This is a genomic window from Lentzea sp. NPDC092896 (assembly GCF_044754905.1).
Classification (GTDB): Bacteria; Actinomycetota; Actinomycetes; order Mycobacteriales; family Pseudonocardiaceae; genus Lentzea.
The window spans coordinates 729,304-749,358 of record NZ_JBIVPX010000003.1 but is presented as its reverse complement, the minus strand read 5'-3'; the positions used below and the strand labels follow the sequence as shown (position 1 = coordinate 749,358).

The window sequence follows — 20,055 nt, the reverse complement described above, 5'->3', positions numbered from 1 at the left end:
GCATGGGTGACAGCTACGTGACGTTCCTAGTGCTGGGGATCGTCCTGGTCGTGGTCGACGGCCAGCTGATCTACCACAGCGGCAAGGGATACCTGAGGCGCGCCGCGTACGACGACGAGCAGGCCAGCGGCATGATGAAGCTGACGGCCGTGCTGTTCCACCTCGTCGTGCTCGGCCTGCTGGCGATCGTGTCGATCATCGAGGTCGACACCGGCAGCGCGGTGAAGAACGTGGTCCTGAAGCTGGGCGTCGTGCTGTTGCTGCTGGCAGCCGCTCACGGCGCGACGATGGCGATCCTGGCCAGGATTCGGGATCGCCAGATGCAGCAGCAGCTCGCGGACCAGATGGCGGAGGAACACCGCATCTACGAAGAGCGGCAAGAAGAGCGGCAGGCACACGTAGGCGAACCGCGGCCCGCACCCAAGATCGAGTCGCCTTACTCACCCACGTAGTGGGCTCGCACGGCGTTCAGCGCCTCCCCCTCGCTGGCGCCGAGTGACCGAGCGACGGCGACGAACTCCGCTGCAGCGGCGGAGAGCGGGTCCGGTGCATGCGAAGGCAGGGCAGCCACCACGGTGCCCTGCCTTCGTCCTGTCGTGAGCACGCCTTCGGTCTCCAGCTCCCGGTAGGCCCGCGCGACGGTGCCGGCGGCCAGCCCGAGGTCGGCAGCGAGCTGGCGGATCGTCGGCAGCCGAGACCCGACCGGCAGCACACCACCGCTGATCAACCTCACCAACTGGTCGCGCACCTGACGCCAGGGCGAGACACCGTTCTCGACGTCGACGACGATTCTCGGAGCGCTCACTTGGTGATCTTGACGTGTTTCGGGGTGGTGTTGGCCATCGCGATCCATGCGAGGATCCCGACGATGCCGAGCCAGTGCGCGGCCAGTGTGCCGGCCAGCGCCGCACCCAGCCCGGCGGACACGTGCACGCTGCGGGTGCGCAACGCCAGGTCGACGACCTCCTCGCCGCTCGCGGGCCTGGCCACGGCGGCCCAGATGATCACCGCGACGGCCACCGCGGACAGCGCCAGCCACAGGATCTGACTCCACTGCCGGTCGGCGCCGAGGTAGGCAGCGGCCGCCACCACGATCACCACGTACGACCCCAGCACCCACTTCGACGCGAAGTCGAACAGACCACGCGGAGTGAGCGTCGCCACCCGGAGCGCGTCCCGCCGTTGCCTCAGTGCGAGCAACTCGGCCAGCAGCGTGCCCGCGAGCACGATCACCACGAGCTGCCCCATTTCCTGGGCCCATCGCGGCGCGAGCGCGAGCCCGGCGAAGATCACCGGATAGAGCAGGCGCCGTCGCTTGAGGTAGCGAATGCCCTCGTCAAGCTGGTCGGGCGTCGGGTCTGGCACCTCCCACCGCTTCAGCAGCCGCTTGGCGGTGCTCTGCGTCGGCCACAGCGCCACGAGCAGAACGAGACCCCAGACCGCGGCGATCACCATGTCGAGCCACATCACGCCACCCCCTCCCGCTTTGTACCAACTCCTTGACACAATAACTCACACTGAAGTCGTACGCAGCGTCAACCCGTGGCGCGACGCGCGGAAGTTCGGCCCGCACCTAACCTTGTCCAGTGCGGCGGTTCAGTCTGTGGATGAAGGCTCATCCGGCGTTCGGGGACTCCCTGATCGCCGGAATTCTGCTGCTCTTCGACATGGGCTTCGCGGTCACAGCGGTCGACAACGGGGTGTCGTTCTCGGCCTACCTCGCGGTGACGTTGCTGATGCTCGGGCCGCTGCCGTTCCGGCGCTACCACCCGCTGGGCACCAGCTACCTGATCCTCGCGGGCGGGTTCCTGCAGCTCTTCACGCACGGTGGCATCAACGGCCTGCCGGTGCGGATGTCCGACTTCGCGCTGGCCATCGCGCTGTACACGCTCGTCGCGAGCACGAACCGCAAGACGGCGTTGATCTACCTGGGTTGGCTGCTCGCGGGCACGCTGCTCTGGGGGATCTTCCAGGTCGGCGAGATCCAGGCCGTGTTCCTCGTGTTCCTGGTCTTCGTGATCTTCGGCTTCAGCTGGGCGATGGGCGAGTTCATCGGCGCCCGCCGCGCCTACCAGCGTGAGATGGAGCAACGCTTGGTGCTTCTCGAGACCGAACGCGACCAGCAGGCCAAGATCGCGGTGGGCGAGGAACGTTCCCGGATCGCCCGCGAACTGCACGACGTCGTCGCCCACGCGGTGAGCGTGATGATCGTCCACGCCGACGGCGCCGCCTACACGATCAGGTCCCAGCCGGAGGTGGCGGAGAACGCGGTCCGCACGATCGCCGACACCGGCCGCCAGGCGTTGACCGAGATGCGTCGCCTGCTGGGCGTTCTGCGCAGCGACGACGCCGAGACGCAGTGGGCTCCCCAGCCGGACGCGCGTGGCGTGGTCGAACTGGCCGAGAACACCCGTGCCGCCGGAGTCCCAGTGCGACTGGAGATCACCGGTGACGTGGACGACCTCCCCGTCGGCGTGGGACTGAGCGTCTACCGGATCGTGCAGGAAGCTCTGACGAACACCATCAAGCACGCGGGAGCCGGCACCACCGCCACGGTGCGACTGGGCCGCCTGCCGGAGGAACTGCGGCTGGAAGTGACCGACAACGGCTTCGGCACCCCCCACGACGTGGTCAAGGTCTCCGGCGGCAACGGCCTGATCGGCATGAGGGAGAGGGCGGCGGTGCTCGGCGGCGAGTTCGAGGCAGGCCCCAACCCCGGCGGAGGCTGGCGCGTCCGCGCAACATTCCCGCTAGCCGCATAGGGTGATCGAGTGATTCGGGTGCTGCTCGTAGACGACCAGGAACTCATGCGGATGGGCTTTCGCATGGTGCTGGGCGCGCAGGAAGACATCGACGTGATCGGCGAGGCTGCCGACGGCCTCGACGCCGTGCAGATGGCCGACAAGCTCCGGCCCGACGTCGTCCTGATGGACGTCCGCATGCCCGTACTGGACGGCGTGGAGGCGACCAAGCGCATCACCGAGGCGGAGACGGCGAAGGTGCTGGTCATGACCACCTTCGACATGGACGAGTACGCCCTGTCGGCCCTGCGCAACGGGGCCAGCGGCTTCCTGCTGAAGGACACCCCGCCGTCCGACCTGGTGTCGGCGCTGCGTGCGGTGGCCTCCGGCGACGCGGTGGTCTCGCCGTCGGTGACCAAGCGGCTGCTGGGCCGGTTCCTCGGGGACGGCGGCGGTGAGCTCCGGGACGCCTCGGTGCTCGACGTGCTGACCGAACGCGAGCGCGAGGTGCTCGTGCTGATCGCGAAGGGCCTGTCGAACACCGAACTCGCCCGCAAGCTCTTCCTGTCAGAGGCGACGGTGAAGACGCACGTCGGCAGGATCCTCGCGAAGCTGGAGCTGCGAGACCGGGTGCAGGCCGTGGTGCTGGCCTACGAGACCGGTCTCGTCCGCCCCGGCGACGCCTAGCGGTACTTCTCCGGATCAGCCTCGACGGTCTGACCCGCCATCCGCGGCTTCACGACGTCGTCCCACCAGTGGCCCCAGTCGGGCTGCGACCCGTCGAGGTCCGTGAACCCGTACTCGCGCTTGAGCTTCCACGACGACAGGCACTGCCCGGCGAACCGCTTGCGGTCCTCGTCCGCCGCGAGGTGCGCGATGCCGCGGCCGAGGTAGTGCGGCGTCTCGGACAACGCGTAGTCCGGCACCTTCTCGATCGCGTCGCGCCAGTTCTCCTCGGTGACGCCGAACGTCTCCAGCATCTGCTCGGAGCGCAGGAACCCCGGTGTGGCCGCCAGCGCGGTCACGTTCGGGACGTCCTTGAGGTCCTTCGCCAGCACCTCGCCGAACCGGCGCACCGAGTTCTTCACCGCGTCGTAGGTGAGGTTCACGAAGTACGCCTCGCCGTCCTCGCCGTCGGTCACCTCGACCACGAGACCGTCGTCGGACCTGATCAGGATCGGCATGAGCTTGTGCAGCGCCACGAGATGCGTCTCGATGCCGTTGCGCCACATGTGCAGCTGCCGATCGAGGTCGTGCTCCCAGAACTTGCCCCACTCGACGAGGCTCTCGCCGCCCCAGGCGTTGTCCACGAAGATGTCGAGCTTGTCGATGCGTGCCGCGAGAGCGTCCACATCGGACGGATTCGTCAGGTCGCAGCGGACCGCGATCCCCTTGCCGCCGGCGGCGTCCACCAGGTCGGCGGTGTCCTCGATCGTCTCCGACCTACCGACCTCGGACTGCTGCGTGCGGGTGGTCCGGCCGGCGACGAACACGGTCGCCCCTGCCGCCCCGAGCTCCACGGCGATCGCCCGCCCCGCGCCGCGCGTGGCGCCGGTGACGACCGCGACCTTCCCGCTCAGATCGGGATTACTTCTTGCTGACACGGCGAGTTCCCCTTCCCTCGTGCCACGAGAGGACGACCATCTCGTCGCCCTCGACGGTGAGCTGCACGACCTCGGTGACGTCGAACCGGAAGAGGTCGATCTCCTCCGGTGCCGGCTGCCAGCCCGTGCGGTCGAACAGGTCCTTCAGGTAGGTCTCCTTGTCCGTCCAGAACTCGGCGGTGCCGCTGATCTTCGCGTCGCCCGCCTCCGTCATCGACGCGGTCGTGCTCATGCAGTGCAGCGCGAACCTCGGATCACGCCGCAGGTCCTTCGACTTCAACGAGCCGGGCATCATGCCCGCCCACAGCTCGCCGCGCGTGAAGTCCGGTTCCACGCCGCTGATGCGCGGTGCGCCGTCCTTGCGCAGCGTCGCGATCAACGCGTGCCGGTCCGCGGCGAACCTGCCCTGCACGAACGCGGCCATGTCGGGCTGTTCGGCCGCGAACTCCGCCCAGGTAGCCATCAGCGCATTCCTTTCAGCACCAGATCGATGTCTTCCTCCATGCGCGCCAGCAGGTCGCCGCGCGGACGCACCGACCAGTCCATCGAGATCCCGTACACCAGCGCGGCGAGGACGCGGGCCGCGTTCGGCGGCAGTTCCTCAGCGGCGCACAGGATCTCGAGTTCTTCTTCCAGCACCGCGTAGTGCCTGGCCAGCAGCGCGCGCAGTTCCGGGTCGATCAGGTCGACGCCGAGCTGCGCCAGGTTGTTCGTCGCGACGACCGGGTCGTTGAGCCGGTCGAACCAGGTCAGCAGCGCCTCGCGGACGGTGCCGGCCTCGCGCATCCTTCGCGTGACCTCCTCGGTGCCGGCCTTGGTGAGGGCCTGCAACAGCCCGCTCTTGGACCCGAACCGCTTCGCCACAGCTCCGACCGACACCCCCGCCTCCGCCGCCACGTCCGCGACGGTGAACTCCGGTCCGCGCCGGTCGATGACGGCCGCGACGGCGTTCAGGATCCGTTCGTCGGTGATCGTGCGAGGTCGTGCCACCCGGTTAGTGAACCACAGTTCACTAACCTTCGCATAGGGTGGTGCCACGTGAGCTGGAGACCGCGTCTGGTGGCGCTGGACATCGACGGAACCCTGACCCCTGTCGGCTCGAACGACATCTCGCCCGCCGTGAAAGCGGCTGTGGTGCGCGCGACGGAACACGGCGCTCTCGTCGTGCTCTGCACCGGTCGCAGCCTCATCGGCGTCGCCGAGGTCGCCGCACAACTGCCCGTGACGTTCTGCGTGTGCTCCAACGGCGCCGTGTGGTGGGACCCGGCTCGCCACGAGGTCACCAGGCGCGTGACCTTCGACCCCGGCCCGACGATCAAGGCCCTCCAGACGTTGCTGCCGGGATCGGTGTTCGCGGTGGAACTGACCGGCGTCGGCAGCCTGTCGATGGGCGAGTTCCTGCCGGGCGACCTGTGGGGCGTGACGAGGCAGGCGACGTTCGACGAGATGACGGAGCCGACCTCACGGCTGGTCATGCGCTGGCTTGACCACACACCGGCCGAGCTGTCGTTCGCCGTCCGCGAGCTGGAACTGCCGGGCGTCGAGTGGTCCGTCGACCACATCGAGGCGTGGCTGACCGCGGTGCCGCTCGACGTGACCAAGGGCTCGGCGCTGGAAGAGATCAGCGCGGCGCTGGGTGTCGGTGCCGAGGACGCGCTCGCGATGGGCGACGGGACCAACGACGTCGAGATGCTGCGGTGGGCCGGTCTCGGGGTGGCGATGGGGCAGGCGCCGGCGAACGTGCACGCGGCGGCGGACGAGGTGGGGCCGACCGTGCTGGAGGACGGCGCGGCGCAGGTGCTGAACCGCTACTTCCCCGGCTAGACGGAGGACAGGACGGTCTCGCGCAGCCAGCGCTGCGCCGGGTCGGCGTCGAGGCGGGCGTGCCAGAGCATCCGCGCCTCCACCTCCGGCAGCGGCAGGCCGATCGGGAACCACCGCAGGCCCGGGTACTGCGCGGCGAGGCGCTGCGGGAGCAGGCCGAGGTAGTCGCTCGACGCCACCAACTGGGCGGCGGCCGAGAAGAACGGCACCACCGCGGCGACGTGCCGGCGCAGGCCGACGGCGTGCAGGGCGTCGTCCAGCGGGCCGCGCACCCGGCCGCGGCGGGACACCGAGACGTGCGGGTGGCGGCAGAGCTGACGTGGCGTGGGGCGGTTCCCGAGCGGGTGGTCGGCGCGGACGACGCCGACGAACCGCTCGGTGAACAGCACGGTGGAACGGATGTCGGACTCGTCGTCGTGACCGGCACCGATTTCGAGGTCGACCGATCCGTCGCGCAACGCCTCCACGCTCTCATCGCCCTCGGCCACGAACCGCAACACCACTCCGGGGGCCTGCGCGGCGACAGCGGCGACGAGGGAGGTCACCACGCCGTCGCTGACCCGGATCGTGAACGTGCGGCGCAACTCGGCGGGGTCGAGTTCTTTCGCGTTGACGAGCGCGGCGGCCTCGTCGAGCAGTGACCGCACACGCGGCGCGATCTGGAGCGCGAACGGCGTCGGCACCATCCCGCGACCTGCGCGGACCAGCACCGGGTCGCCCACCGCCCTGCGCAACCGCGCCAGCGCCCGACTGGCCGCCGGGATCGACAGGTGCAGCCGCTCGGCCGCCGCGGTGACGCTGCCGTCCTGCACCAGGGCGTCGAACACGCGCAACAGGTTCAGATCGAGCTGATCAGGCATGTTTGCATCGTATGCAACCCAGACTTGCCAAAGTTGCGTGGCGAGCAAACCCCGGCCACCACCAGCATCGACGCATGACAACTTTCGAGGAAGCCGGCGTCACCGCGTTCATGCTCGTCAAGACCACCCCGAAGTGGCTCACCCTGACCGTCCCGCAGCGGATGGAGGTGTTCAAGACCGAGATCCTGCCGGCGATCGAGGAGAAGGCGGAAAGCGTGCGCTTCCGCTTCTACGACACCGAGTTCTACTCGACGCGCGTCACCGACATCTGGGTCTGGGAGGCGCGTGACCACGAGTCGTACCAGCTGCTCGTGGAGGCATTGCGCGAAACCCCGTTCTGGGACACCTACTTCGAGGTGGTGGACCTGCTCGTGGGGGTGGAGAACGGGTACGCGCGCAACTACGGCGTCGCCCCGCTCACCACCGTCAACAACTAGTCCGAGACGTTCTGCACGGCGACGACCTTGTCGACCTTGATCCGCACGACCATCTCGCCCGGCACGCCGTTGCGCTCGGCGTACTCGTCGGCGCGGTCGTCGCCCATGTAGCGCGCGGCGGTGCGGCCCGCCCAGTACTTGAGCTGCTCGGGGTCCTCGTCGATCACGGCCTGGCCGGTGATCGTCACGAAGTTGAACGGCGGCGTCTCGTCGTCGAAGCACAGGGCGACGCGGCCGTCGCGCAAGATCGACTTGCCCTTGATGGTGTCGCGTGCGGTCAGGAAGACGACGTCGGGGCCGTCGAGGTCCACCCAGACCGGTGCGACGTGCGGTGATCCGTCCTTGCGGGTGACCGCGAGCTTGCCGGTGCGGGCTGGTGTGGCCAGGACGAACTCGCGCCACCAGCCGTCCGGGGCTTCCGTGTATCCCATGTGGCTCATTCAACTACGACGGAGGTAGCGGCACCGGGCGACGGAAGTTGACGCACACCGCAGACCGCAGGCCGATGTGCCAGGACCCCTCGGAGGGACAAAGTGATCCCATCACCGAGAGGGGAAAGCCAATGATCGAGGCAGTCGGCCTCACCAAGAGATACGGCAGGACGGTCGCGGTCGACGACCTGTCGTTCACCGTCCAACCTGGACGAGTGACCGGGTTCCTCGGTCCCAACGGCGCGGGCAAGTCCACGACCATGCGGATGATCCTGGGGCTCGACCGTCCGACGGCAGGCCGCGTGCTGATCGACGGGAAGCCCTACGCGGAACTCGACCGTCCACTGCGGACGGTCGGTGCGCTGCTCGACGCCAAGTGGGTTCACCCCAACCGGTCCGCTCGTGCCCACCTGCGCTGGCTCGCGAAGTCCAACGGGCTGCCGAACAAGCGAGTGGACGCCGTCCTGGAGGCCGTCGGTCTCACCCAGGTCGCGGGCAAGAACGCCGGCGGGTTCTCGCTCGGCATGGCGCAGCGGCTGGGGATCGCCGCGGCACTGCTCGGCGACCCGAAGGTGCTGCTGTTCGACGAGCCGGTCAACGGCCTCGACCCGGAGGGCATCCTCTGGATCCGCACGTTCATGCAGAACCTCGCCGCCGAGGGCCGCACGGTCCTGGTGTCGAGCCACCTGCTGTCGGAGATGGCTCTCACGGCCAGCGAGCTCATCGTGATCGGCCGGGGGAAGCTGATCACACAGAGCAGCACGCAGGAGTTCATCGACGGCGCGACGGGTAACTCCGTCCTCGTGCGCAGTCCTCAGCTCTTCAAGCTCGGCCCGCTGCTCGTCGACAAGGGCTTCACCGTTCGTGACGGTGCGGACGGCGCGTTGTCCGTATCGGGTGCAACCAGTGACCAGATCGGGGACATCGCCGCTGCTAACGGTGTTGTTCTGCACGAGCTCAGTCCTCAGCGCGGTTCGCTCGAAGAGGCGTTCATGCAGCTGACCGGCGATGCTGTCGAGTACCACGCAGAGATCGGGAAGTGAGTCTGATGACCCTGTTGGCTGTTGAGAGAATCAAGCTCTTCTCGACCCGCTCGCCGTACTGGTGCAGCGCGCTCGCCCTGGTCCTCGGTGTCGGCCTCACCGCGATCATCGCGGCCTCGACCGACAACGGCCAGCTGTCCCTCGGCGTGACGCAGTTCGGCAGCAGCCAGCTCGCGTTGTCCGTCGTGCTGGTGATGGCGGCCCTCGCGGTCACCACCGAGTACCGCTTCAGCACGATCCGCGCCACGTTCCTCGCGGTGCCGAACCGGACGTCCGCGCTGGTCGCCAAGACCGTCGTGGTCGCGTTCATCGCCGGTGTCCTCGGCGAGATCATCGCGTTCGGCTCGGTCGGCATGGCGAAGCTGCTGTCGCCCGCCTCCGATCTCGCGATCAACTCCGGCGCCGAGTGGCGGCACGTCGCGGGTGTCGGCCTGCTGTACGGAATCGGCGCGATCATCGCGATCGCGGTCGGCATCCTGGTCCGCCAGACCGCCGGCGCCGTGGCGATCCTGCTCGTCTGGAACATGCTGCTCGAAGGCCTGATCGGGATCATCCCCAAGGCCGGCGTCAAGATCCAGGCGTGGCTGCCGTTCCAGAACGCCAACCACTTCCTGATGCTGAACGGCCCTGAGGCCGCGGGTGCGGAGCAGGCCGGCATGGGCATCGACTTCAAGCTGAGCCAGTGGGGTTCGCTCGGCTACTTCGCCGGCATCGCCGTCGCGATGCTGGTGGTCGCACTGATCGTCGCGAAGCGGCGGGACGCGTGACCTGTTCCGAATAAAGGGGGAGAGGGACCTGGGCCATCCGTCGGGGGGTGACCCAGGTCCCTGTCAGTTCTTTCGAGCGAACCGGGAGAGGTCATGATCGAAGCAGTCAGTCTTCGCAAGCACTACGGCAAGACCAAGGCCGTCGACGACCTGTCGTTCGTCGTCAGGCCGGGCCGCGTGACCGGGTTCCTCGGTCCGAACGGCGCCGGCAAGTCCACGACCATGCGGATGATCCTCGGCCTCGACACCCCCACCGGCGGCGACGTCAAGATCGACGGGAAGCACTACGTCGAGCTCAAGCAGCCGCTGCGCAAGGTCGGCGCGCTGCTCGACGCGAAGTGGGTGCACCCCAACCGTTCCGCGCGTTCGCACCTGAAGTGGCTCGCGGTCTCGAACAAGATCCCGGTCAGCCGGGTGAAGGACGTGCTGGAGATCGTCGGCCTCACCGAGGTCGCGCACAAGAACGCGGGCGGGTTCTCGCTCGGCATGGCGCAGCGGCTCGGCATCGCGGGAGCGCTGCTCGGCGACCCCGAGGTGCTGCTGTTCGACGAGCCGGTCAACGGCCTCGACCCCGAGGGCATCCTCTGGATCCGGCAGTTCATGCACCGCCTCGCTGGCGAGGGCCGCACGGTGTTCGTGTCGAGCCACCTGCTCTCCGAGATGGCGCAGACCGCCCAGGACCTGATCGTGATCGGCAGGGGCCAGCTGATCTCGCAGACCACCACCGAGCAGTTCATCGCCGACGCCACCCAGGACACCGTCCGGGTGCGGTCGCCGCACGCCGCGAAACTGCGGGAGATCCTCGCGGCGCACGCGACGGTCACCGACGACTCGGTGAGCGGAAGCCTGGTGGTGCACGGGATTCCGGCGCAGCAGATCGGTGAGCTCGCGGCGGAGAACCAGATCGTGCTGCACGAGCTCAGCCCTCAGCGCGGTTCGCTGGAGGAGGCCTTCATGCAGCTCACCAAGGAGTCGGTGGAGTATCACGCACACTGACGACGGGCTTGGGGCGCCGCGACCTGATGGCCGGTAGTGCGATCAGCAGACCGGTCATCACCGCGGTGCCGCCCGCGACGGCGGCGACGAACGGCAGCCGGGCCTTCACGTCGACCGGCTGCTGCGCGGGGCGTTGCGCCGCGAGCGTCGGAGTCGGTTGCGTCGTCGTCGGTGGCGGCGCCGGCAGCAACGGATTGCGTTCCACCGCCGGGAGTTGTGCGGTGAGCGCACCCATCGGGTTGACCATGCCGAACCCGGTCGCCGCGTCCCTGCCGGGTTCCGCCAGGTCGGTCGCGGTCTTGATCAACGCGTTGACGACGTCCTTCGCCGGCATCTCCGGATGCCTGGCCCGCACCAGCGCGGCCACCCCGGTCACGATCGCCGACGCCGCGCTCGTGCCGTCCATCTCGGCATAGCCGCTGGCGTAGACGCTTTCCGGCGCGATCGTCACGATGCCCTCCGCCGGAGCCGCGAGCACCGTGTCCGCGCCGACGTTGGACGACGCCCACGGCTTGCCCGCCTTGTTCGTGCCCGCGACCGCGATCACGCCGTTGATGTTGGCGGGCGCGGAGACCTCCTTGCCCTCGTTGCCGGTGGCGGCGACGAGGACGACGTCCTTCTCGATCGCGTAGTTCACGGCCTTGACCAGCGTCGGCGTCATCGAACTGGAGAAGCCCAGCGACATGTTGACGACCTTGGCGCCGTGGTCGGCGGCCCACCTGATGCTGTCGGCGACGACGTCGAGCCCGAACTGCTCCTTCTCGTCGGCACTCGCGATCGGCAGGATCTTGGCGCCGGGCGCGATGCCGAGCGCGCCGCCGCCCTTGCCGTTCGCGGCGATGATCCCGGCCATCCCGGTGCCGTGGCCGTCGGTGTCGGTCGTGCCGTCGGTGCCCTTGGAACGGCCGAAGCCCGCTCCCGGTAAGACCTGCCCGGCGAGGTCGGGGTGCTTGGCGTCGACGCCCGAGTCGATGACCGCGACGACCACGCCGTCTCCACGTGCCTGAGCCTGCGCCGTGTACACGTCGAGCGCGTCGAGGTGCCACTCCTGCTCCTCGATCGACTGCGCGGCGAGCAGCAACGGCAGCGCGACGGCGAGCGCGGAGAGCAGGTGCACGTCAGCTACATCGTGTTTCCAGGTCACGGCGCAACGTGCCTGGCGTCACACTGTGCGTAAGAGCGCTGTTAACAACCCGTGAAAAGCCGCAATTTGGACAACTTCGTTGTTTGACGTCGCGTTCAATGGGGTTATCCCCGTGCCGGAGGTGGCCTGTGGCGGTCCGTGTCGAAGCAATGCTCAGCCTCGAGTGGTCTGATGCGCTCGAAGTTCCGAACTCCTCTGATCTGGCCAACGCACCAGCGGAACTTCGCCGGTCGTGGGTGAACAAGGCGGACGAGAAGCAGGTCCTGGCGACCTATCGTGCCGTGAACGCCGTTGGTGACGCGCCCGCGCCGTGGTGGCTGCGTGCGCTGGACCGCGGGAAGCTGTCGTCTCGTGCCGAGGGTCACGCCGTCGAGGACGCCGTGACCGAACTGCTGTCGGCTCGCCCCGGCTGGGTCTTCGTGCCGTGGGTCGACTACGGCGAGATCGGCTACTGGGAGTTCGTTCCCTCCGAAAGTGGTGTCTACGGTCCCGCAACGCCGACGACCGTGCAGTTCACCGCCGCTCACCGCGGCTGGATTCACCTCGTACCCGCGCACCACGGACCCGGTCACGCCCAGCCGATCGACTTCACCATCGATGACCTGCGTGCTCAGATCGAGGACATCGAACTGATTGCTTAGACTCTCCGGTCGTGACCAGGCCTGAGTTCCCCCGTTCCATCGTCAGCTTCGTCCAGCGCGGCGAGCGCATGACCGTGGGACAGGAGCGTGCCTGGGACACGTACTGGGAGAAGATGGGCAACGACGTGAAGTCGTTGCCCGAGGGGCCGCTGGACTTCGACTCCTGGTTCGGCCGCTCCGCGCCCGTGCTGCTGGAGATCGGGTCCGGCATGGGCGAGACCACCTCGCAGCTCGTGGCCGCCGCGCCCGAGCTCAACTACGTCGCCGTCGAGGTCTACAAGCCGGGCCTGGCCCAGTTGCTGCTGCGCGGCGAGCACCTCGGCGGGCTCGACAACCTGCGCGTGCTGCGCGGTGACGCCGTCGACCTGCTGACCGACCACATCGCGCCCGCGTCGTTGCACGGCGTGCGGATCTTCTTCCCGGACCCGTGGCCGAAGAAGAAGCACCACAAGCGCCGGCTCGTGCAGCCGGAGTTCGTGGCGCTGCTGGCGTCGCGGCTGGAGCCGGGTGGCGTGCTGCACCTCGCGACGGACTGGGAGCACTACGCGGACCAGATGCTGGAGGTCTGCTCCGGCGAGCGGCTGCTGACCAACGTGTACGACGGCTGGGCGCCGCGGCCTGACTGGCGGCCCGTCACGAAGTTCGAGCAGCGGGCCGTCAACGAAGATCGGGTCTCGCACGACCTGATGTTCCGGCGGAACGACCTCACCTGATCGAGGTCTCAAGCCGATCGAGTGAACACCCTGGGTCTAGCCTTCACTCGTTGGAGTGGCGGGTGTTGATCACCCGAAATGCCCCGAGTGGCAGTGACGCGTGAGGCTGTTCCGGCCTTAGCGTCTCGCTGCGTGACCCCCGACGTCCTCCCCGTCGCGGAGGAGTTCGTCCGCATGTACCACGCGGCGCACTCCGACGCAGGCTCGCTGACCGCCCGCATCGCCCAGGTGCGCGCCGAGATCACCGAGACCGGAACCTACCGCCACACCACCAACGAGCTCGCGTACGGCGCGCGGATCGCGTTGCGAGATTCCGGCTGGTGCACCTCAGGTGTGCCGTGGCGCCGGCTGAAAGTCCGCGATCTGCGCGGCTATCGCAACGCGGCCGCCGTCGCCGGCGAATGCGTCGAACATCTTCGGCTGGCGACCAACGGCGGTGAAATTCGGCCGCTGGTAACGGTTTTCGCGCCGGACGCGCCCGGTTCGCCAGGGCCGGTGATCTGGAACGAGCAGTTGATCCGCTACGCCGGGTACTCCGACGGCATGGGGGACCGCCGGTACGCCGGGTTCACCGAGACCATGCAGGGCATGGGCTGGCGGCCACCGGTGCGGCGCTCACGCTTCGACCTGCTGCCGTTGGTGGTGGAGACCCAGCACGAGGGACCGCGGCTGTTCACGCTGCCGTCCGAGATCGTGCACGAAGTTCCTTTGGAGCACCCGACTCTGCCGTGGTTCGGCGAGATGGGGCTGCGCTGGCACGCGGTTCCGGTCATCGCGAACATGCGGCTGTCGATCGGTGGCGTGCACTACCCCGCCGCACCGTTCAACTCGTGGTTCGTCGGCGCCGAGATCGGCACGCGGTCACTGGCTGAGGAAGGTGCTTACGGTGTGGCGCGTGAGGTTGCCGATGCGTTGGGTTTGGACACCTCGTCCGAACGCACGCTGTGGCGGGACTTCGCGACCGTTCACCTGAACGCGGCAGTGCTGCACTCGTTCGACAAGGCGGCCGTCACCATCACGGACCACCACGCGGAAGCGTTGCACCGTCTCGCTTGGCTGCGCTCCCGCCAACGCCCGTCTGCCGCACGTCCCGCGTTCCGGTTGGACACCGCGGCCGCGGCGCGCGCACGGAACGGTTCTCCGGCGCGCTTCACGGCCGCGTTGGACGAGACCCGGCCTCAGCCGACGAGCAGGCTGGCGGAACTGCTCCGCCAGCAACACTCCCTGACCAGCGTCTGACTTCCCCATCACACGCTGGTTGCCGGGAAGACCTAGTGCTTCGAGTCGATCATCACGCCTGAGAGAGCCATCAGCGCAAGGACCAACAGGCCGACCACCGCGGCGGCCCAAGTGAACACAACTGACAACATGGCGTCCTCCGTTTCCCCGACTTTCGCTCCTCCAGAGTCCGTGACCGGCGTGTGATCTGACATCCGCCGTGAGGGTATTTCCGCAGGTCGCCCTCTCAGCCTTCTGGCTGATGCCGGGGTAGCCCCCGGTCGGACGCGGGGTCGCACTTTCGGCCCTACTGTTGCTCGGGTGGAGAGCACGGACTTGAACTGGCGGCTGCTCGCCAAGCGTCAGTGGCCGCTGGCGCTCTCACTGGCCGCGATCGCAGTCGCCGAGCTGGGTGCGATCTCGACCGATCTCGGTTGGTGGCAGATACCGGGGATCGCGGTGATCTGCGTGATCGCGGTGCTCGCGCCGCGCAGACCTTTCGACGCCGCCCTCGCTCTGGCGTTCGCCATCGCGTGCGTGGCCGTTTACATGCGGCTGCTCGGTGTGGCGATCGAGCCGCACCTCTTCTGGAGCGGCGCGGGCATCTCGATGACCGGCGCGGCGATGGCCACCATCGCGACCCTCGTGCGGGACGCATCTCGCGGGAAAGCCGTGCTGGGGACCGTGGTGGTGCTCGCGGCCATGGCGTTCGCGGAGGTCATGGGATGGCCGATCGTGGCACCACGCGAGTACGGCGAGTGGAGCCCGGACGCGTGGAACTTCGGGATCGCGGCGGGCGTGCTGCTCGTCCTCGCGCTGGGGACGGGGCTGTACTTCCGGGCCAGGGACAGCGAACGCGCGTCGCAGCTCGCGGCTTCCGTTGCGGCGGCCCAGAACTCCGAACGGATGGCGCTCGCCCGCGAACTGCACGACGTGGTGGCGCACTACGTGACGGCGATCGTCGTGCACGCGCAGGCAGGCCAGCTCAACCGCGAGGCCGCGGAACAGGTGCTGCCGACCATCGAGGCGTCCGGCTACGAGGCACTGACCGCGATGCGGCGGCTGGTGGGAACGTTGCGGGACGGCGAGTCGTCCGGACCGGCCGCGTCCTCGTCACTGGTGGACGACGTGCGCTCGCTGGCCGCGGAATCCGAGCTGCCGGTACGGCTCTCGTTCGACCTGCAGGACGCGGTGCCGCAGGAGCTGGCCCGCTCGGTGCTGCGGCTGGTGCAGGAATCGCTGACGAACACTCAGAAACACGCTTCCGCGGTGTCCTCAGTGGACGTCGCACTGTCCTCGAGCGATGGTGTGCTGCACCTGGCGGTCCTCGACGACGGCGTCGCCTCCGGTGTGCCCGTCGGCGGATCGGGAGGCTACGGGCTCGTCGGCATGCGCGAGCGCACGGAACTGCTGGGTGGCACGTTCTCCGCAGGCCGACGCGAACCAACCGGGTGGACGGTCCGCGCCGAGCTGCCGATCTCCTAGCTCACATGTCGTCGCGGATGACTTCGAACTCCTGAGTCATCTCGACATCGCTGAGCTGGTCGTCGTTCTGAGGGTCGATGTCGGCCACTGATGCCTCCGCATGATCACGCCCGTACCGTGGAGTGTGATCATGCCAACTCAGCGCCGGGTCGGCGGCTTGGGGGTCGAGGGCTTCTGCGCGCGGCGAAACGATCCACTGGTCGTGCACGGCTTCTTCGACATGATCTTGAGACGCCCCTGTCCTACCTGTGGTTGCTCTGGATGCACAAAGGGCCCGTCGCATCACGCGCAACGGGCCCCTTGGTTGGGGAGAAGTTTTAGGCCGGGGCGGACCCTGGGGGTCGGCCCGCGCCCGACAGAACGGGGATTCCCATCCCGTCCGGATGTATGCATGCATGTGACTGGCATCACAATGGCAGGATTCTCCGCATGTCACTGCGTCTGCACGCCCCGGTGGTCCTGCCCTGCGACCCGTCCTGCGCCGTGTTGCGCGACGCCGTCGTGGACGTCGTCGACGGCCGGATCACCTACGTGGGTGCCATCGCCGATGCCCCCGCCTTCGACGGCGAGGTGCGATCGCTCTCCGGAATCCTGATGCCCGGCCTGGTCAACACCCACGCGCACAGCCCGATGACGGTGCTCCGCGGCCTGGGTTCGGACCTGCCGCTGCTGCGGTGGCTGCAGGAGGCCATGTGGCCGAACGAGGCGCAGATGACCGCCGCCGACGTCGGCACCGGCATGCTGCTCGGCGCCGTCGAGATGCTCCGGCACGGCGTCACCACCTCCACCGAGATGTACTTCCACGGGCCGGAGCTGACTTCTTCGGTGCTGGCCGCCGGGTCGCGGGTGGTGTTCGGCGGGGCGATCCTCGACGTGCCGGGGATGGACTGGAAGTCGCAGACCGACGAGATCTCGTCGTGGATCGACTCCGACGGACTGCGGTTCGGGCCTGGCGAGCGGGTCGAGCTGGCCTACGGGCCGCACTCCGCCTACACGCTGTCGGCTCCGCAGCTGACGGCGATCGCTGTCGAGGCGCGAGCCCGTGGCGCGCTGTTCATGGTCCACGTGGCCGAGTCGCCGTTCGAGGACGAGGCCGCCCGCGCCGAATTCGGTTCCGTGCCGGCCCTGATGAAGGCTTCGGACGTGCTGGGCGGGCGCGTGCTGTCCGCGCACTCCGTGCACCTGTCCGACGAGGACATCGCGCTGTACGCGGCGCACGGCGTCGGCGTCGCGCACTGCCCCGGCTCCAACACGAAGCTCGCTTCGGGGATCGCGCGCGTGCCGGAACTGCTGGCCGCGGGCGTGTCGGTCGGGCTGGGAACGGACGGGCCCGCGTCCAACGACGACCTGGACCTGCTGGAGGAAGCGCGGCTGGCCGGGCTCCTGGCGCGCGTCTCGAAGATGGACGCCACCGTGCTCGGGGCGGCGCAGGCGTTGCTGATGGCCACTCGGGGCGGTGCCGACGCGCTGGGACGCGACGACATCGGCGCACTGGAGGCCGGGCGCTGGGGCGACGTCGTGCACGTCGCCGCCGACGACCCCGCCTTCGCGACCGGGCTGGACGCGCCGGACGCGCAGGTGCTGGCGAACCTGGTGTGGGGGTCCGGGTCGCGCCGGGTCACCGACGTGTGGGTCGCCGGCGACCACGTGGTCGCCGGTGGGGAGTCGACGCGGGTGGATCGGCACGAGGCTCAGGCCGGAGTCGCCGCGGTGGCGCGGCGACTGCGGAGCGTCAACCTCTAGCCACAGGCTGTTGACAAGCCTGTGGACAACTAGCGGCGTGGCCGAGACCGCACGTTGATCTCGGTGATGTGGGCGTCGGGCGTCGCCAGCACGGCTGACGCCACCGCCCGCCCCACCGAGGCCGGGTCGATGTACTGCGAGGGGTCGTAGTCGCCGCCCTCCTGGCGGCGCACGTCCTCCTGCATCGGCGTGGCGGTCCGGCCGGGGTACACCGAGGTCACGCGCAACGCCGGCTCGTCGCCGCGCAGCGCGTCGGCGTAGGCGCGCAGGGCGAACTTCGACGCCGCGTAGACGCCCCAGCCCGGGTTGGCGTTCAGGCCGGCGCCCGAGTTGATCAGGACGACGTGGCCGCCTGCGGTGCGCAGCTGCGGCAGCAGCAGGTTGGTCAGTTCGGCGACCGCGAAGACGTTGACGTCGAAGGTCTTCCGCCAGTCGGCCTGGGTCGCGTCGGCCAACGGGCCGAGCACGGCGATGCCCGCGCTGTGGACGAGCACGTCCAGGCGCGAGACGCTGCCCAGGTCCGAGGAGGCCACGTTCGTCAGGTCGAAGGGCCAGGCCTGCGCTCCGGGGAGTTCCGCGGCGAGCACCGAGAGCGATGTTTCGTCTCGTCCGCCTAGCAGGAGATCGTGAGTTGGGGCCAGACTTCTGGCGATGGCCGAGCCGATTCCGCTGGATGCCCCGGTGACGAGGGCGACCGGACGATCAGTCATGGGGGGACCATAGTGCCCAGGAAGTTGATCCTGCCGTACCTCTGCCTGCTCTACTTCATCAACTACCTCGACCGGGTCAACATCGGGTTCGCCGGGCCCAACGGGATGTCGGAGGAGCTCAAGCTCTCGGCCACCGTGTTCGGGTTCGCGTCCGGGGTGTTCTTCATCGGGTACCTGCTGCTCGAAGTGCCGAGCAACCTGGCGCTGCACCGGTTCGGGGCACGCAGGTGGATCGCCCGGATCATGATCAGCTGGGGGATCGTCGCCACGGCGATGGCGTTCGTGCCCAACGGGACCGTGCTGATCGTGCTGCGGTTCCTGCTGGGCGTGGCGGAGGCCGGGTTCTTCCCGGGGATCATCCTGTACCTGACCTACTGGTACCCGCAGAAGGACCGGGCGCGGATCGTCGCGTTGTTCATGGTGGCGATCCCGATCTCGACGGCGCTCGGGGCCACGTTCAGCGGGTTGCTGATCCAGTGGACGGACTGGCGCACGATGTTCCTCATCGAGGGACTGCCGGCGATCGCGCTGGCGTTCGTGACGTGGTTCTGGCTGCCGGACAAGCCGGAGGAGGCCGTCGAGCAGCCGGAGGAAGAGCACTGGCCGTTGAAGAAGGCCCTCACCCATCCCCGGATCCTGGCGTTGAGCTTCGTGTACTTCGGGATCGTGTACGGGCTGTACACGCTGGGGTTCTTCCTGCCGACGATCATCAAGGGACTGGCGCCGGGGGCGGGTGTGGTCGAGCGCGGGCTGATCAACGCGATTCCGTACGTCCTCGGCGCGGTCGCCATGGTCCTGTGGGCCAGGCACGGCGACCGCACCGGAGAACGGAAGTGGCACGTCGCCGCGCCGATGTTGCTGGGTGGAGCAGCGATCCCTGTCGCGCTCTACCTGGAGAACCCCATCGCGGCGATGGTGGCGGTCTCGGTCTGCGCGATCGGTGTCTGCGCCGCACTGCCCACGTTCTGGGCGCTTCCCACGAGCTTCCTGGGCGGTGCGGCTGCGGCGGGTGGAATTGCGTTGATCAACTCACTGGGCAACCTGAGCGGTTTCGTGGCGCCCTACGTGACCGGTTGGCTGCGTGACATCACCGGTACCCAGAAGACGGGCCTCTGGGTCGTCGGCATCACGATGATCACCGCAGCGGTGGTCGCGCTCGTTCAGAGGGCGGGTACGGAGAAGGTGTAGAGGGCTTCGTAGCGGACAGAGGTCTGGGCGCCTTCGGTGCAGCTCCCGGCGGGTGCGACGCCGCCCTTGGTGTTGAGCCGCTGCACGTAGCTGACGCCGGCGAACGTTCCTTCGCCCCTGGTGGACTTGGCCTTCAGCAGCAGTTCCGGAACGGCTCCCGGAACCTCGTTGCGGGCTCCGTCGACCGGGGCGGCCTCGACCGCGCTGCCGTCGACGGTGGAGACCCAGATCGGGCCGCGCGAGTGCAGCGCGACCGCCCTGCCGAGCCGGTCCGCCAGCGTCGCGGCGGGTTCCAGGCTCTTCCACGCTCCGGCCGTGCAGGTGTAGGTCTGCACGCCCTTGGCGTAGAACTTTTCGACGATCTTGTTCCCGGCCGGGACCTGAACGGCGGGTGCGACCCTCGCCTCAGCTCCGCCGCTCATGGATTCCGGGGTCGGCGCCGCGGTGGAGCCGACACCTCCTGCGAGGATGCCCAGAAGAGTTGATGAGACCAGGACTAAGCCAGCACGT

25 protein-coding genes are annotated in these 20,055 nt (G+C 68.6%); 14 read left to right on the top strand and 11 right to left on the bottom strand.

Annotation, left to right across the window (positions count from 1 at the left end; all coding sequences use genetic code 11):
- Positions 1-2: 2 nt before the first annotated feature.
- Positions 3-452 carry a hypothetical protein gene (locus ACIQF0_RS19410; RefSeq protein WP_330271867.1) on the top strand — a complete coding sequence of 150 codons (450 nt, stop codon included), beginning with the start codon at positions 3-5 and terminating at the stop codon, positions 450-452.
- On the opposite strand, the gene ACIQF0_RS19405 is transcribed toward ACIQF0_RS19410, so the two are convergent.
- Positions 437-805, bottom strand: coding sequence for a GntR family transcriptional regulator (locus ACIQF0_RS19405; RefSeq protein WP_401031032.1), 369 nt, complete (start codon positions 803-805; stop codon positions 437-439). The genes ACIQF0_RS19410 and ACIQF0_RS19405 overlap by 16 nt on opposite strands.
- Positions 802-1,467, bottom strand: a complete 666-nt coding sequence (locus tag ACIQF0_RS19400; RefSeq protein WP_401031030.1) for a hypothetical protein — start codon at positions 1,465-1,467, stop codon at positions 802-804. The genes ACIQF0_RS19405 and ACIQF0_RS19400 overlap by 4 nt, the downstream gene beginning before the upstream one ends.
- 119 nt (positions 1,468-1,586) lie before the next feature.
- Here ACIQF0_RS19400 and ACIQF0_RS19395 point away from each other — a divergent pair, with 119 nt between their 5' ends.
- Both ACIQF0_RS19395 and ACIQF0_RS19390 read left to right on the top strand, forming a co-directional pair.
- On the top strand, positions 1,587-2,762 hold the full coding sequence (locus tag ACIQF0_RS19395; RefSeq protein ID WP_360040443.1) for a sensor histidine kinase: 1,176 nt from the start codon (positions 1,587-1,589) through the stop codon (positions 2,760-2,762).
- 9 nt (positions 2,763-2,771) lie between these two features.
- Positions 2,772-3,428: a response regulator transcription factor gene (locus tag ACIQF0_RS19390; protein ID WP_319976447.1), complete on the top strand. Its 657-nt coding sequence runs from the start codon at positions 2,772-2,774 to the stop codon at positions 3,426-3,428.
- On the opposite strand, the gene ACIQF0_RS19385 is transcribed toward ACIQF0_RS19390, so the two are convergent.
- Genes ACIQF0_RS19385 through ACIQF0_RS19375 form a run of 3 tightly spaced genes read right to left on the bottom strand, consistent with a single transcriptional unit; the run spans position 3,425 to position 5,335 of the window.
- Positions 3,425-4,345 carry an SDR family oxidoreductase gene (locus tag ACIQF0_RS19385; RefSeq protein ID WP_401031027.1) on the bottom strand — a complete coding sequence of 307 codons (921 nt, stop codon included), beginning with the start codon at positions 4,343-4,345 and terminating at the stop codon, positions 3,425-3,427. The two genes, ACIQF0_RS19390 and ACIQF0_RS19385, sit on opposite strands and share 4 nt — an antisense overlap.
- Positions 4,329-4,808, bottom strand: coding sequence for a pyridoxamine 5'-phosphate oxidase family protein (locus ACIQF0_RS19380; protein WP_401031025.1), 480 nt, complete (start codon positions 4,806-4,808; stop codon positions 4,329-4,331). Before ACIQF0_RS19380 ends, ACIQF0_RS19385 begins: the two co-directional genes overlap by 17 nt.
- A complete protein-coding gene (locus ACIQF0_RS19375) occupies positions 4,808-5,335 on the bottom strand; it encodes a TetR/AcrR family transcriptional regulator (RefSeq protein WP_401031023.1) in 528 nt (175 codons plus the stop codon). Before ACIQF0_RS19375 ends, ACIQF0_RS19380 begins: the two co-directional genes overlap by 1 nt.
- A gap of 48 nt (positions 5,336-5,383) precedes the next feature.
- Between ACIQF0_RS19375 and ACIQF0_RS19370 the strand changes: the two genes are divergently transcribed.
- Positions 5,384-6,169: an HAD family hydrolase gene (locus tag ACIQF0_RS19370; protein WP_401031021.1), complete on the top strand. Its 786-nt coding sequence runs from the start codon at positions 5,384-5,386 to the stop codon at positions 6,167-6,169.
- Here ACIQF0_RS19370 and ACIQF0_RS19365 read toward each other — a convergent pair.
- Positions 6,166-7,029 (bottom strand): LysR family transcriptional regulator, encoded by an 864-nt coding sequence (locus ACIQF0_RS19365; RefSeq protein ID WP_401031019.1) that lies wholly within the window; start codon positions 7,027-7,029, stop codon positions 6,166-6,168. The two genes, ACIQF0_RS19370 and ACIQF0_RS19365, sit on opposite strands and share 4 nt — an antisense overlap.
- A gap of 74 nt (positions 7,030-7,103) precedes the next feature.
- Here ACIQF0_RS19365 and ACIQF0_RS19360 point away from each other — a divergent pair, with 74 nt between their 5' ends.
- Positions 7,104-7,466, top strand: a complete 363-nt coding sequence (locus ACIQF0_RS19360) for a darcynin family protein (RefSeq protein ID WP_401031017.1) — start codon at positions 7,104-7,106, stop codon at positions 7,464-7,466.
- On the opposite strand, the gene ACIQF0_RS19355 is transcribed toward ACIQF0_RS19360, so the two are convergent.
- Positions 7,463-7,897, bottom strand: a complete 435-nt coding sequence (locus tag ACIQF0_RS19355; RefSeq protein ID WP_401031015.1) for a PPOX class F420-dependent oxidoreductase — start codon at positions 7,895-7,897, stop codon at positions 7,463-7,465. The two genes, ACIQF0_RS19360 and ACIQF0_RS19355, sit on opposite strands and share 4 nt — an antisense overlap.
- A 131-nt stretch (positions 7,898-8,028) precedes the next feature.
- On the opposite strand from ACIQF0_RS19355, the gene ACIQF0_RS19350 reads away from it, so the two are divergent.
- The 3 genes from ACIQF0_RS19350 (at position 8,029) to ACIQF0_RS19340 (ending at position 10,703) form a co-directional block, all read left to right on the top strand.
- On the top strand, positions 8,029-8,940 hold the full coding sequence (locus ACIQF0_RS19350) for an ABC transporter ATP-binding protein (RefSeq protein ID WP_401031013.1): 912 nt from the start codon (positions 8,029-8,031) through the stop codon (positions 8,938-8,940).
- Positions 8,941-8,945: 5 nt separating this feature from the next.
- Positions 8,946-9,707 (top strand): hypothetical protein, encoded by a 762-nt coding sequence (locus ACIQF0_RS19345; protein ID WP_401031011.1) that lies wholly within the window; start codon positions 8,946-8,948, stop codon positions 9,705-9,707.
- Positions 9,708-9,800: 93 nt separating this feature from the next.
- On the top strand, positions 9,801-10,703 hold the full coding sequence (locus tag ACIQF0_RS19340; protein WP_360040419.1) for an ATP-binding cassette domain-containing protein: 903 nt from the start codon (positions 9,801-9,803) through the stop codon (positions 10,701-10,703).
- Here the strand turns inward: ACIQF0_RS19340 and mycP are convergent.
- Entirely contained in the window at positions 10,669-11,847 is a 1,179-nt protein-coding gene (gene mycP, locus ACIQF0_RS19335; protein WP_401031009.1) for a type VII secretion-associated serine protease mycosin, read from the bottom strand. The genes ACIQF0_RS19340 and mycP overlap by 35 nt on opposite strands.
- Before the next feature lie 128 nt (positions 11,848-11,975).
- Here mycP and ACIQF0_RS19330 point away from each other — a divergent pair, with 128 nt between their 5' ends.
- The 4 genes from ACIQF0_RS19330 (at position 11,976) to ACIQF0_RS19315 (ending at position 15,904) form a co-directional block, all read left to right on the top strand.
- On the top strand, positions 11,976-12,488 hold the full coding sequence (locus tag ACIQF0_RS19330; protein ID WP_360040414.1) for a hypothetical protein: 513 nt from the start codon (positions 11,976-11,978) through the stop codon (positions 12,486-12,488).
- Between the two features lie 68 nt (positions 12,489-12,556).
- Positions 12,557-13,201, top strand: a complete 645-nt coding sequence (trmB, locus tag ACIQF0_RS19325; protein ID WP_401031484.1) for a tRNA (guanosine(46)-N7)-methyltransferase TrmB — start codon at positions 12,557-12,559, stop codon at positions 13,199-13,201.
- Positions 13,202-13,333: 132 nt separating this feature from the next.
- The gene (locus ACIQF0_RS19320; protein ID WP_401031007.1) at positions 13,334-14,440 is read left to right on the top strand and encodes a nitric oxide synthase oxygenase; all 1,107 of its coding nucleotides are present in this window, start codon (positions 13,334-13,336) and stop codon (positions 14,438-14,440) included.
- A gap of 300 nt (positions 14,441-14,740) precedes the next feature.
- Entirely contained in the window at positions 14,741-15,904 is a 1,164-nt protein-coding gene (locus ACIQF0_RS19315) for a sensor histidine kinase (protein WP_401031005.1), read from the top strand.
- A gap of 1 nt (position 15,905) precedes the next feature.
- Here ACIQF0_RS19315 and ACIQF0_RS19310 read toward each other — a convergent pair whose 3' ends face one another.
- Entirely contained in the window at positions 15,906-16,112 is a 207-nt protein-coding gene (locus ACIQF0_RS19310; protein ID WP_360040405.1) for a hypothetical protein, read from the bottom strand.
- Between the two features lie 221 nt (positions 16,113-16,333).
- Between ACIQF0_RS19310 and ACIQF0_RS19305 the strand changes: the two genes are divergently transcribed.
- Positions 16,334-17,647 (top strand): amidohydrolase family protein, encoded by a 1,314-nt coding sequence (locus ACIQF0_RS19305; RefSeq protein ID WP_401031002.1) that lies wholly within the window; start codon positions 16,334-16,336, stop codon positions 17,645-17,647.
- 29 nt (positions 17,648-17,676) lie between these two features.
- Here ACIQF0_RS19305 and ACIQF0_RS19300 read toward each other — a convergent pair whose 3' ends face one another.
- A complete protein-coding gene (locus ACIQF0_RS19300; RefSeq protein ID WP_401031000.1) occupies positions 17,677-18,357 on the bottom strand; it encodes an SDR family oxidoreductase in 681 nt (226 codons plus the stop codon).
- Positions 18,358-18,369: 12 nt separating this feature from the next.
- Between ACIQF0_RS19300 and ACIQF0_RS19295 the strand changes: the two genes are divergently transcribed.
- Positions 18,370-19,545, top strand: a complete 1,176-nt coding sequence (locus ACIQF0_RS19295; protein ID WP_401030999.1) for an MFS transporter — start codon at positions 18,370-18,372, stop codon at positions 19,543-19,545.
- Here ACIQF0_RS19295 and ACIQF0_RS19290 read toward each other — a convergent pair.
- A complete protein-coding gene (locus ACIQF0_RS19290; RefSeq protein WP_401030997.1) occupies positions 19,518-19,967 on the bottom strand; it encodes a DUF3455 domain-containing protein in 450 nt (149 codons plus the stop codon). The genes ACIQF0_RS19295 and ACIQF0_RS19290 overlap by 28 nt on opposite strands.
- Positions 19,968-20,055: the final 88 nt, after the last annotated feature.